10 protein-coding genes are annotated in these 12208 nt (G+C 65.2%); 4 read left to right on the top strand and 6 right to left on the bottom strand.

The annotated features are described in order from the left end of the window. Positions 1–233 precede the first annotated feature (233 nt). The gene (locus VGH68_RS16375) at positions 234–1343 is read left to right on the top strand and encodes an OpgC domain-containing protein (RefSeq protein ID WP_331604697.1); all 1110 of its coding nucleotides are present in this window, start codon (positions 234–236) and stop codon (positions 1341–1343) included. Positions 1344–1533: 190 nt separating this feature from the next. Then, the gene (locus VGH68_RS16370) at positions 1534–2406 is read left to right on the top strand and encodes an alpha/beta hydrolase (RefSeq protein ID WP_331604696.1); all 873 of its coding nucleotides are present in this window, start codon (positions 1534–1536) and stop codon (positions 2404–2406) included. 59 nt (positions 2407–2465) lie between these two features. On the opposite strand, the gene VGH68_RS16365 is transcribed toward VGH68_RS16370, so the two are convergent. Then, positions 2466–3563 (bottom strand): AI-2E family transporter, encoded by a 1098-nt coding sequence (locus VGH68_RS16365; protein WP_331604695.1) that lies wholly within the window; start codon positions 3561–3563, stop codon positions 2466–2468. A gap of 336 nt (positions 3564–3899) precedes the next feature. On the opposite strand from VGH68_RS16365, the gene VGH68_RS16360 reads away from it, so the two are divergent. Both VGH68_RS16360 and VGH68_RS16355 read left to right on the top strand, forming a co-directional pair. Further along, entirely contained in the window at positions 3900–4187 is a 288-nt protein-coding gene (locus VGH68_RS16360) for a DUF3331 domain-containing protein (RefSeq protein ID WP_233835320.1), read from the top strand. Between the two features lie 410 nt (positions 4188–4597). Beyond that, positions 4598–7201, top strand: a complete 2604-nt coding sequence (locus tag VGH68_RS16355) for an adenosylcobalamin-dependent ribonucleoside-diphosphate reductase (RefSeq protein WP_331604694.1) — start codon at positions 4598–4600, stop codon at positions 7199–7201. A 59-nt stretch (positions 7202–7260) separates the two neighbouring features. Here VGH68_RS16355 and VGH68_RS16350 read toward each other — a convergent pair whose 3' ends face one another. The 5 genes from VGH68_RS16350 to VGH68_RS16330 form a co-directional block, all read right to left on the bottom strand. Next, positions 7261–8301: a porin gene (locus VGH68_RS16350; protein ID WP_331604693.1), complete on the bottom strand. Its 1041-nt coding sequence runs from the start codon at positions 8299–8301 to the stop codon at positions 7261–7263. Then, positions 8298–8429: a porin gene (locus VGH68_RS16345; RefSeq protein ID WP_331604692.1), complete on the bottom strand. Its 132-nt coding sequence runs from the start codon at positions 8427–8429 to the stop codon at positions 8298–8300. Before VGH68_RS16345 ends, VGH68_RS16350 begins: the two co-directional genes overlap by 4 nt. 188 nt (positions 8430–8617) lie before the next feature. Beyond that, a complete protein-coding gene (locus tag VGH68_RS16340) occupies positions 8618–9370 on the bottom strand; it encodes an SDR family NAD(P)-dependent oxidoreductase (RefSeq protein ID WP_331604691.1) in 753 nt (250 codons plus the stop codon). Beyond that, the gene (locus VGH68_RS16335) at positions 9367–10668 is read right to left on the bottom strand and encodes an MFS transporter (protein ID WP_331604690.1); all 1302 of its coding nucleotides are present in this window, start codon (positions 10666–10668) and stop codon (positions 9367–9369) included. The genes VGH68_RS16340 and VGH68_RS16335 overlap by 4 nt, the downstream gene beginning before the upstream one ends. Positions 10669–10784: 116 nt before the next feature. Beyond that, positions 10785–12068 (bottom strand): MFS transporter, encoded by a 1284-nt coding sequence (locus VGH68_RS16330; protein ID WP_331604689.1) that lies wholly within the window; start codon positions 12066–12068, stop codon positions 10785–10787. Positions 12069–12208 lie beyond the last annotated feature (140 nt).

Genomic DNA, 12208 nt, shown 5'->3' with positions numbered 1-12208 from the left:
CGCGCGCCTTTGCTGCGATGCAACGGAACTCTGGCATCACGCGAAGGGTCATCTTCACACCCCGTCGATGCCGCGCGTTGCACAGCCGGTCTGATGCGGCGACGCGGGGCGTGGGCGATGCCGGCACGGGTCGCCTGCCCGTGGTTACACCCAATCCCTTAAAAAAACCCATGTGAGACGCCCGCCGCGCGACATCCGCGCGCCGTCACACGGGGCTTCCTTTGGCTCGAACAATGCAACAATCCTCTTCCCGTCTGATCGAACTCGACTTTTTTCGTGGACTGGTTCTGTTGATCATCGTTGTCGATCACATCGGCGGCAGCATCCTGTCGCGCGCGACGCTGCATGCGTATGCGCTGTGCGATGCCGCCGAGGTGTTCGTGTTCCTCGGCGGCTTCGCGACCGCCACCGCGTATGCGGCGCTCGCCGAACGACGCAACGAAACGATCGCGCGCGGCCGCTTCGTGCGGCGCTCGTTCGAAATCTACCGCGCGTTTCTCGTGACCGCCGGACTGATGCTGCTGGTCAGCGCGGTGCTGACCGCGCTCAGCATCGACGGGCCGAATCTGGCCACCACCGATCTCGACGATCTGCTCGACACGCCGCTTGCCGCGCTGCGCGACATCGTGCTGCTGCGCCGCCAGCCGTATCTCGCGTCAGTGCTGCCGATGTACGCGTTCTTCGCGCTGCTGGTGCCGGCGATCCTGCCGCTCGCGCGCAGCAAGCCGTGGCTGCTGATCGCGGGCAGCGTCGCGCTGTGGGCCGGCGCGCCCGCGATCGGCGCCTATCTGCCGGCCGCACCGGACATGCACTGGGACTTCAACCCGTTCGCGTGGCAACTGCTGTTCGTGCTTGGCGTGCTGGCGCGCTGCCAGCCGGTGTATCAGCGGATCAGCGCGCACCGGCTCGGCTGGCTCGTCAGCGTGCTCGCGTTCGCGGTGGTCGCGAGCGCCGCGTACTACAAGCTGGTTCTCATGCATGCGCCGCTGGCCGCGAGCCTCAAGCAGAATCTGTCGTATCTGCGCGCGGGCAACTTTCTCGCGATCGCGTGGCTCACCGCGAATCTGATCGAACTCGGCTGGGCGAAGAAAATCGCGCGCCGGCTGCCGTGGGTCGGCCTGATCGGGCGTCAGGGGCTGCTGTGCTTTATCGCCGGCGCGGTCATTTCGCTCGTGATCGACTCGGTTCTGTACGCGGCCACCGACGGCTATCTGAACTATCCGCTCGGGCTGCTCGCGGATGCGGCGGCGGTCGGCGCATTGTTCGCGGTGGCAGTCGGCGTGGAGCCGTTCAAACGCTTCGTCGGGCGCTTCGTCAACGCGCGGCTCGGCACGTCGTCGTGAGTGCCCAACGCGTCGTAGCATGCGAGGCGGTTGAAGTGCGTTGACGTGCGTCGGGCGTCTCGCGCTGGTTAGCCGACTTTGAATGCAGCAATTCCGGCCCGCGCGCCCGCCTCGGCCGGACTCAATTCCGGCGCCAATACTGATAGCATGACGGCCGCGCGCAAGCCCCGCGGCGGCCTTCCACACTGACATGCGTCGATTCCTCCCATTCGCCCTCGTTATGCTCGCCGTCATCGCCGGCGCGCCCGCGTTCGCGAGCACGGTCGTGAGCCGCAGCTTCCATTCGGACGCACTCGGCCGCGACTGGAGCTACACGATCTATCTGCCGAACGCCTATCGGCCAGACGGCCCTCGCCTGCCGGTGCTGTACCTGCTGCACGGCAATAACGGCGACGCGAACGACTGGATCACGCAAGGCCATCTGCAGACCACCGCCGACACGCTGATCGAGCGCAAGGAGATTCCGCCCGTCGTGATCGTGATGCCGCAAGGCGGCACCGACTGGTACGTCGACCGCAAGGAAAAGATGGAAAGCGCGTTCTTCGACGATCTGCTGCCCGAGACCGAAGCGCGCTATGCGGTGGCAACGCAGCGCGGCGGCCGGATGATCGGCGGCGTGTCGATGGGCGGCTTCGGCGCGCTGCGCTACGCGCTAACCCAGCCGGAACGGTTCTGCGGCGCGTTGCTGCTGAGCCCGGCGATCTACGCGAACGAGCCGCCGCGCTCGTCGGCGGCACGACACGTCGGCGTGTTCGGCGAGCGCCAGTTCGACCCGCGCGTGTGGCACGAACTCAACTACCCGGCGCAGTGGGATCGCTATATGAGCGGGCCGTATCGCGTGCCGATGTTTATCGCGTCCGGCGACGACGACCTCGTGATCCAGGCCGACGCGTCGCTGCTCTACACGCACCTGCGGCTGGCGGGCAATCCGGCGGCGCTACGCGTTATCGATGGCGGGCATACGTGGGATGTATGGAGCGCGCTGCTGCCCGCCGCGCTGAAATACACGCTGGGCTGCGTGAAGCCTCCGGCACAGGATCATCCGTCGAATCAGCGGCCCTGATCGGGCCGGCGCGGCGGGTGACGCCGCAAAGCGCACGGCAGGTCTGCCTGCGCGGCGCGCTACCGCACGAGATCGGTCCACAGCACCATCAGCACGGTCATCAGCGCCGGACCGATGAAAATGCCGATCAACCCGAACGTCTCCGCGCCGCCGAGGATGCCGAACAGCACCAGCAGGAACGGCAGGCGCGTGGAGTTGCCGATCAACACCGGCCGCACGAAGTGCTCGGCGATAAACACGACGACAGCGCCGAACACCGCCAGCCCGACCGCCGCAGCCAACGAACCCTGCGTGAGCAGCCACAGCGCGGCGAGACAGAACACGATCGGCGCGCAGAACGGCAGCATCGCGGCGATCGCCGTGACGAGGCCGAGCAGCGCCGCATGCGGCATCCCAGTCGCGAAATAGGCGATGCCGAGCAGCGCGCCCTCGCCGGCGCCGACCACGATCAGGCCCGACACCGTGCCGCGTACCGCAATCGCCATGCGCTGCACCAGCTCGGCGCCGTTGTCGCCAAAGCCGCGCCGCGCGGCCCGCAGCAACGCGCCTGATAGACGCGGCCCCGCCTGAAAAATCACGAACAACGTGATCAGCATGAACGCGAACACCATCGCCGCATGCGCGGCGCGCGCGCCGAAACGACGGCCGAGCGTCATCACGGTGCCGCCGTGCAGTCCCTTCATCGCGGCCGAGTCGCGCAGCGGCTGCGCGAGATTGGCCTGCCACCATGCGCTGATCTGCTGCCCGCCAAACGGCAGACGCTCCAGAAAGCCCGGCATCGCAATGCCGTTTTGCTGCACGCTCCGGAACCAGTCGTTGAGTTCGTGCGCCTCGTGCAGAGCCTGCGCGATGCCCAAGCCGAGCGGCAGCAACACCAGCAACGCGATCAACAGCGTGAATACCGCGGCGAGCAGGGTCGGGCGCCCGCTAAACCAGCGACTGCGCGCCACCTTATGCAAGAGCGGCCACAGCGCGATCGCCGCGACGCCCGACCACGCGGCCACCACGATGAAATCGCGCACCACCCACAGCGCGAGCAGCACGAGCCCGATATAAAGTGCGATCGACGCGGCTTTCTGTTTGGCCACAGCCTCTGCGGCGGCGGCGGGCGGCGTTGCGGGACTGGCGGGAGGAACAGACGGAGGGCGTGAAATCATATAAACCCTTGATTCTTCGTGAAGGTGTGCGCGAGCCGACCTGAAAAAATCTAACCCGCTACACTGGCGATTCGGCTCGCCTTGGACACATCTTAAAGGAAGCGCCCGCGCCCTTCGCAGCGCGCGCCCGTCGTGTCAGCGCGGACAACACAGCGTTGCAAAAACAGCCCTTATTAAAAGATCACATAAAAAGCGTCCATCGGTCGCCATTTCCGTCAAGTGCGGGTGCGCCGAGGCATTATTGCTGTTTGCAGAACACTGTTTCAACGCCGGCACAATGGCTATTCATCGCGCGCGGTACTAAATTCGGCTGTTCACAATACGGAGCCGATGATGATGACCCTTGAGTCGATCCCACTCGACGGTACCAATGGCGTACGCATCGAAATTCTGGAGCGCTCCGACACGACGCTGGTAATCCGCTGGGTCGAGCCCGGCCGCTGTCACTATGGCGAGCAGCGTTGGCGCCGCCGCTCCGCGCATACGTCGGGAACCTGCGCGGTGTCGCGCCGCAAGATCCGCCGCGGCGACGCGGTATTCAAGCCGGCGGAACGCCCGGCGCCGTCGAATGCGTCCGCGATGATCTGCGCGGAAATCCTCGAACCGCTTCTCGAAGCCGCTTGACGCACGCGCCACTCCCGCCCTCCCGCAATTGTCGGTGTGCGCGATGGCTGTGTGTTGCGGTCCGTCGTTGTCGATCGCGATTTGCGCTTGTGATCCCGCTTGGATCCCGCTTGGATTCCCTTCTGATCCCCGCTTCTGCTCCCGCCTGGATCCGCCGCGACCGCGCACTGACTGCTGACCGCCCGCGCGCCCGTCGCGCCGGCATGCCGCTGGCCGGCATCGCCCGGCGTGCCGCGCGGCCGGCCGCCCCCCGTCCACGCTCCCCGGTTGCCGCCCTTCGCCTCGTGCGCTAAGGTGGACCCGTTGCGCCCGCTCGAGCGCCGGCCCGCTTCCCGGCGTGCCGTCCGGCATTGGAGCGCCGCGCCCATCCACCGCGCCGCGCCCGCCGTGGCGCTGCTTGAGGGCCCATCATGGCAGAAGACACGCCGCAACCCCGCGCAGCTTCCCCCTCCTCCGCTTTCGACGCTTCCCCCGCTTCGTCCCGTGCCTCCGCTGCGCCCGCCGCGCTGATCGCACCGCAGCAGTTCTCGCTCGACGTGCTGCTTGAGAAATACGCGAAGGGCGATGAGCAATCGGCCGACGATGTGTTCCGGCGCGTCGCGCGCGGCGTCGCCGAAGCGGAGCCGCCGGAGTTGCGCGCATCAGCCGAGGCGCTGTTCGTCGACAATCTGCGGCACGGCGCGCTCGGCGCGGGCCGCATCATGAGCGCGGCAGGCAGCGGCATCGCCGCGACGCTGATCAACTGTTTCGTGCAGCCGGTCGGCGACTCCATTCAGGGCGTCGATGAGCAGGGACTGCCGGGCATCTACGTCGCGCTGTTGCAGGCGGCCGAAACGATGCGCCGCGGCGGCGGCGTCGGCTACAACTTCTCGGCGATCCGGCCGAAAGGCGCGCGGGTTCACACGACGAGTTCGTCGGCGTCGGGGCCGTGCAGCTATATGGACGTGTTCGACGCATCGTGCCGCACCGTCGAAAGCGCCGGCTCGCGGCGCGGCGCGCAGATGGCCGTGCTCGACTGCGACCATCCCGACCTGCTGGAATTCATCGAGGCCAAGCATTCGAGGGGCCGCTGGAACAACTTCAACGTATCGGTCGGCGTCACCGACGCATTCATGCGCGCGGTCGACGAAGACGCACCGTGGCAACTGGTGCATCGCGCCGAGCCGTCGCCCGCGCTGCGCGCGGCCGGCGACGTTCAGCAACGCGAAGACGGCCTGTGGGTGTATAGCGAGCATCCGGCGCGCGCGATCTGGGAGCGCATCATGCGCTCGACGTACGACATCGCCGAGCCCGGCATCGTCTTCATCTCGCGGATGAACGAGGACAACAATCTGCGCGCGGTCGAAACGATCCGCGCAACCAATCCATGCGGCGAGCAGCCGCTGCCCGCATACGGCTGCTGCAATCTCGGCCCGCTGAATCTGACGCGCTTCGTGATCGACCCGTTCGCGCAGTTGCAGGGCCGCAAGCCGTCGTTCGACTGGGACGCGCTCGCGCAGCGCACGCGCATCCAGGTGCGTTTTCTCGACGACGTGCTCGACGTCACGCTATGGCCGCTGCCGCAGCAGCACGACGAGTCGCGCGCGAAGCGGCGCATCGGCGTCGGCTTCACCGGTCTCGGCGACACGCTCGTGATGCTCGGTCTGCGCTACAACTCGCCCGAAGGCCGCGACTTCGCGGTGCGCATCGCGCGGCTGATGCGCGACGAGGCATATCGCGCGTCGGTCGAACTCGCGAAGGAGCGCGGCGCGTTCGGGCTATTCGACGCCGCGCGCTATCTGGAAGCCGGCACTTTCGCGTCGCGGCTGCCCGACGACATCCAGCAGGCGATCCGCCGCGACGGCATCCGCAATAGCCATCTGCTGTCGATCGCGCCGACCGGCACGGTCAGCCTCGCTTTCGCGGACAACGCGTCGAACGGCATCGAGCCGGCGTTCTCGTGGACCTACAAGCGTATGAAGGTGATGGCCGACGGCGGCCGCGAATCGTTCGACGTCGAGGACTACGCATACCGGCTCTATCGCGAGATGGGCGGCGACGTGAACCGGCTGCCGGACTATTTCGTCAGCGCGCTGCAGATGTCGGCGCGCGATCATCTCGACATGATGGCGGCCGTGCAGCCGTACGTCGACACATCGATCTCGAAGACCGTCAACGTACCCGCCGACTATCCGTTCGACGCGTTCGAAAGCCTCTATTTCGATGCGTGGAAAGCCGGGCTCAAGGGTCTCGCCACCTATCGGCCGAACGACACGCTCGGCGCGGTGCTGAGCGTCACGCCGGCGCAGGCCGACGACACCCTCGCCGACGCGGATCAGGACCCGCTGCGTATCGCCATCGATCATCGGCCGAGAGGCGAACTGCCGGCGATCATCGAGAAGGTCGAGTATTTGACCCAGGCTGGCAAGAAATCGCTGTACGTCGCGGTGTCGTTCATCGAGGTGACCGGACGTCTGGGCGGCGAAGACGTGACGATCGAGCGACCCATCGAGTTCTTCATCCCCACCGGTCAGCGCGACGAATCGCAACAGTGGATCACCGCGACGATGCGCTCGCTGTCGCTGGCCGCGCGCGGCGGCTTCGTCGCGCGCAATCTGCAGGACATGCGCAAGGTCTCGTGGGATCGCGGCCAGGTGCGGCTCGGCGAAGTCCAGCGGCTCGACGGTCATCGCGCGCCGCGCTGGCACGATTCGGAAGTCGCGGCGCTCGCGTTCGCGATCCAGCAGATCCTCTATCGGCGCGGTTTTCTCGATGCCGAAGGCAATCAGGTGGCGTCGCGGATGCTTGCGCGTCTGCCGCGCGGGCAGATGAAAACGGAGACGGCGTTATCGGCCGATTTTGGCATCCGTTCGAATCCCGAGGTCAACGCGGACACGTTGATGCAGCCCGACACCCTGCAAGGGCTGCATACGATGCTTGGACGAAAATGCGGTTCGTGCGGCGCGAATGCGGTGATTCGCAAGGACGGCTGCGATTTTTGCACCGCGTGTGGCGAGGTCGGCGCCTGCGGGTAGTGGTAACGGGCGAAGACACCGGCCAGTGTCTTCGCCTTCCTGCAAGCAACGAAGTCCGCCTAGAACTTGTGGCGCATCTCGGCGCGCACCACCGCCTGATGGTCGTTCGACGAGTCGCCCAGGTTGCCGATATTGGCGACCGCCGCGGCGCCCGTCGAGCTGATGCCGCTAGCACTCTGGAATGTGCCGAGCAGCAACAGATCGGTTCGCTTGGACAACGTATAGTCGAATAGCAGCGAGTACTGGTTGTAGGTCTGGTCGCCGATGTCGCCCTTCACCGCATTGCCCTTCGTGTAGTTGTATTCGCCCGCGATCGCGAATACCGGCGTCACGCGATACATCGCGTTCAACTCGAAACTGTTGAAGGTTGCGCTCGCACCGTTGAACGCGCCGATATTCATGTACTTCGTGTTCGAATACACCGCGCCGATCAACGCGCTGCCGATCTGGTACGAGCCCCCCGTCGTGATGATCTGCAACGAGTTCGCCGGCTTCGCGCCCAGATAGCCGGAATTCAGCGAGCCGAATGTCGATGCACTTGCATTGCTGTTCAGGATCGATCCCAGCGCGGCCGGATCCTTGAAAAAGACGTACGCAACCGCAATGCCGAGCGGACCGCGTGCGTAGTTGCCGCCGAACGTGTAGCCGCTCGATTGCGAAACGTTGCCTGCGACGCCGCCGAGGCTTGCGGTGCCGCCGAATGTCAGCCCGCTCAAGTTCGCACTCGTATATTTGATCGTGTTATTGAGGCGATATGTGTGGTTCACGTTGTCGATGTCGCCCGGATGCTCGGTCGTGGACCCGCCGAACGCAGCGGCGAAACCGTACCGGCCGACATAATCGTTGATGCTGTCGTACTGGCGGCCCAACATGACCGGACCGTAGCGGTTGCTACCGATCCCCACATACGCCTGCCGGCCGAATTCGGTACCGCCCTGGCCGAACTGCCCGGTACTGACGTTGATACCGGACTCCAGCACCGCGACCGCGTTCATGCCGCCGCCCAGATCCTCGATGACCCTGATGCCCCAGCGGCTGCCGAGCGTGCCCGTGTTGGAATCGACCGAAAATTGCCGGCCGCCGACGTTCTTGCCATTCACGATGTTTTGGCGTTCGTATTGAACAGCAGGCCTTCGTCAAGAAGACCGTACAGCGTCACTGAGCTTTGTGCATGAGCCGTTCCGGCGACTGCTCCCAGGATTGAAACTGCAACGAAAAACCTCCTCATTCCTCATCTCCACCAGTTCTCTTTATTCATTTATCAAATGTCAGGAATGGAACTACCGATGTTTCTTCTTTCATGTCCGCATATGAAGTCCTCCTATTAACCGCTCGTATTCGCTCCGCTGCATCCGGGTCGAGCTTCATGCGGTTGACAGCGCCGGGGACATCGTCCGGCTACCGCTGGCGCATCGGCTAGCCCAGAAAAGCACCGCCATTAGCGTGAATGGCCTGCCCGGTCAGATAGCGCGCCGTCGGACCACATAGAAATTGCACGAGGCTCGCAACTTCATCGGGCTGGCCGCGTCTTCCGAGCAAAGTGGTGCGTTCAGCATGATGGGCGGGTGTCGCATGCCCGGCCGCGCCGCCGCGCACCGTCGCGATCAAACCGGGTACGACGCAATTGACCGTGATGCCGTCCGGGCCGAGATCGTGCGCGAGCGCGCGCGTCAAGCCGACGAGCCCCGCTTTCGCGGCGATCACATGTGCGCGTCCCGCCGAACCCGCATGAGCCGACATCCCGCCGATATTGACGATCGCGCCGGCCTTCGATTGCCGCAGATACGGCAATGCCGCGTGTGCGCAAAGATAGGCGCCGTCGAGAATCACCGACATCACCTCGCGCCAGCGGGCGAAATCGAGTTCCGCGAACGGTACTTCGCGACGCACGGCGGCGTTGTTGACGAGAATGTCGATGCGCCCGAAATGGTGAATCGCGGCGTCCATCAGACTTTGCGCACCGGCCGGTTCACTGACGTCGGCCAGATGCGCGGCCGCGCGGCCACCCGCCGCTTCGATTGCACGAACGACCTCGTCCGCCTCGGCGGCCGAACTGCGCGCATTGACGATCACCGCATGGCCCGCCGCCGCCAGTTGCAACGCTATTTCGCGACCGATATTGCGGGCTGCCCCGGTGACGACAGCGACCCCGCTGACTTCCGCGTTCATGAATGCACCTCGACTGAGTTCGTTGATAGATTCGATTTCGTATTGCCTTGCAGCGGCCGGTCAGGACGAATCCAGAACGACAGCACAATCCCGACTAGCAGCAGCGCGATCGACATCACGAACGGCACGCGATAGCTGCCCGTCATGTCGGTGACCACGCCGAACGCGATCGGCGAAACGACCGCCGCGATGCCCGCCGCCGTGCTGATGAAGCCGCTCGCCACACCCGCATAGGCGGGTGCGACGTCCATCGGCACCGCCCAGATCGGGCCTTCTGTCGATTCGAGGCAAAAAAGGGCGGCGGCCAGACACAACGCGATCGTGGTGCGGTCGCGCACGAATAGCACGCAGGCGAGAAACAGCAGCGAGCCGCCGAAGCCCATGATGATCACGTTGCGGCGCGCGGTATTCAGATTGCCGGTGCGCCGGTAGAGTGCGTCGGTCAACAGGCCGCCGGCCGTGTCGCCGAGCACGCCCGCGAGAAACACGCCCGACGTGAACAGCGCCGTGCTCTTCAGATCGATCCCATACACGCCGACAAAGAAGCTCGGTAGCCAGCTCAGATACAGCCACAGCGTCCACGCGTGACAGAAGAACACCAGCGTGACCGGCAGAATGCGCCGGATCAGCGGCGACCATGGCACCGCCGTGCGATGGCTCGGCCCGGCATATGCGGGTAGCGCATCGATCTCAGCAGCGGTAATCGAAGGATGCCTGCGTGGATCGTCGCGGAAATACAGCAGCCAGACAGCCACCCAGATCGCGCTCGCGCAACCGAGCGCGATAAACGCGCCGCGCCAGCCGAGCAGCGGAATCATCAGCACGATCAGCGGGGGCGTGATGGCGGCGGCCGCGCGCGCCGACGAATGCGTGAAGCCCTGCGCGAAACCGCGCTTCGCGACCGGCACCCAGTTGGTCATCGCCCGGGTCGCGTTCGGAATCGTGCCGGCTTCGCCGAGCCCGACGAGCGCACGCGACATCACCAGCGTCAGCAGCCCGCCGGTCACGCCGGTCGTCAGCGTGCCGAGCGCCCATAGGATGCCCGAGATCGCCAGCATCCGGCGCGGCCCGATCCGGTCACCCAGATAACCGTTGATCACCTGAAAGATCGCGTAGCAATAGCCGAACGCCGACAGTGCGAGGCCAAGCTGCGTATTCGAAAGATGCATCTCCGACTTCAGCAGCGGCGCCGCGATCGAAAGATTGACCCGGTCGATGTACTCGATGAAATACATCGCGCAGATCAGCAGAAAAACCCTGCCGGTTGTCCCCCGGAACGTGTCTGCTATCGACTTCATCGGGGAGTGCTCTGCCGGTTACGTTGCTGCATGGTTGTCTCCTTGCTTCGATTGGCGCCGATGCGCTGGCGCGACAGGCGCACAGCACGCGGCGAATTTGTCCGCAAAACGTATGGTTATGCCTGCAGTGCCCGATTCGCGGTTTCCGGCGCCCAGCGCACGCATAGCAGACCCGCCAGATAGATCAACGAAACCGCGCCGATGGCAAGCGGATAGGAGCCGAACGCGGCCGCGAGCGCGCCGACGATCGACGGCCCCGCCGCACCGAGCACGCGGCCAAAGCTGAACGCGAAGCCGGAGCCGAGCGCGCGCTGGAGCGTCGGAAACATTTCAGGCAGCCAGATCGTGAAAAGCGAAAACACGCCGCTCGTGAAAAAGCCCAATAGCGGCAGCGTGAGCAGAAATAGAGGCAGGCTTTTGAGCAGCACCACGACGCCGAGGTACGCGGTGATATTGCAGATCAGCGCGCCGGAGAAAAATACGGCGGCCACAGACTTGCGGCGCGGAATCCAGCGCACGATCCACGGCATCAGCACGCATCCGGCCAAGGTGCCGAGGCTCAGGATCAGTCCGCTTAGCGAGCCGAGATATTGCGCATGGGCCGCCGATGCGCCGCCCGTGCGCTGCCAGGTATTGACGAGCGTCGGAATCCAGAACGTCGATGACCAGAGCCCGAAAATCAGGCACGTCATCATCAGCGCGGCCGACCATGTCGTCCTCGCCTGGCCGCGTGCGAACAGGTCACGCACGCGCGCGCGCGATCCCCGGATGCGCTTCTGTTCCTGCCACCGGCGCGACTCGGGCACACCGAGCCGAAGCCAGATCGTCAGCAACGCGGGAGCGCTGCCGATCAAAAACAGCACGCGCCAGCCGGCCAGCGGCAGGACGACCAGCGCGGCCACGGAGGCGAGCAGAAAGCCGATCGGCGTGCCCGTGTGCAGCCACCCGGAGAGACGCTCACGCAAATGCTCGGGGACGGACTCCTGCAGCAGCGGTGCGCCGGCGGCCCATTCACCGCCAATGCCGAATCCGGTGAGGAAACGGAAAATCGCAAACGACAGGATGCCGGGCGCGAGTCCGCAAGCGCCTGTGAAGATCGAGTAGATCAGAATCGTCGCGCACATCGTCGGTACGCGGCCGAAGCGGTCCGCGCACCAGCCCCAGAACATCGAACATGCCCAGCCCAGCATGAAGAGGCTGAACATCAGACCGCCGATCCGCGCGATATGCGCGTGATCGGCCGGGAAGCCGCTTTTCGGCAGCAGCTCGGTCAGCGCGGGCACGATCACGTAGATGTAGATCGCGTTGTCAAAGCCGTCCAGCATCCAGCCCGCCCATGTCGCAATAAAAACGCGAGACGGGCGCGCTGCTGCGCTTACCACACCAGCGGTACTCGACATGACTGCTCCTGAGTCCACCCTCGGCCGCATGGATCGATACCGCGGCTAGCCTTATCTGCGCTATCTGGACAAGCTGAGCGGCAGCCTGTGGCGGCGGATCGCCGGCCCGGGGTCGCCCGCTCTGCTCACGGTGACGCGCG

Origin of the sequence: Paraburkholderia sp. (genome assembly GCF_036488505.1) — a bacterium.
Classification (GTDB): domain Bacteria; phylum Pseudomonadota; class Gammaproteobacteria; order Burkholderiales; family Burkholderiaceae; genus Paraburkholderia.
Note: the sequence above shows the minus strand (reverse complement) of the source record. Positions and strands in the feature narration are given on the sequence as shown.